Below are 391 nucleotides of genomic sequence, written 5' to 3' on the forward strand. Positions count from 1 at the left end.
CACCCGCTTCGACCCCCCGTCCGGCCCCGGCGTCCGCCTGGACGCCGGCGTGGAATCCGGCGCCGTCATCGGCCCCGCCTGGGACTCCCTGCTCGCCAAGCTGGTCGTCACGGGCCGCACCCGCAAGGAAGCCCTCCAGCGCGCCGCCCGCGCCCTGGACGAGTTCCAGGTCGAAGGCATGGCCACGGCGATCCCCTTCCACCGCGTCGTGGTACGGGACCCGGCGTTCGCCCCCGAGCTGACCGGCTCCACGGACCCCTTCACGGTCCACACCCGCTGGATCGAGACCGAGTTCGTCAACGAGATCAAGCCGTTCGCGGCGCCCCGACCTGGTCGTCGTCCTGGAAGCCATGAAGATGGAACAGCCCCTCAACGCCCACAAAGCCGGCAC

1 pseudogene is annotated in these 391 nt (G+C 71.4%); it reads left to right on the forward strand.

Annotation, left to right across the window (positions count from 1 at the left end):
• Window positions 1-391: pseudogene (locus OO52_RS45670) on the forward strand (acetyl-/propionyl-CoA carboxylase subunit alpha); the annotation flags it as partial.

This window comes from Streptomyces flaveolus (assembly GCF_000716535.1).
In the GTDB taxonomy this organism is placed as follows: Bacteria; Actinomycetota; Actinomycetes; order Streptomycetales; family Streptomycetaceae; genus Streptomyces; species Streptomyces flaveolus_A.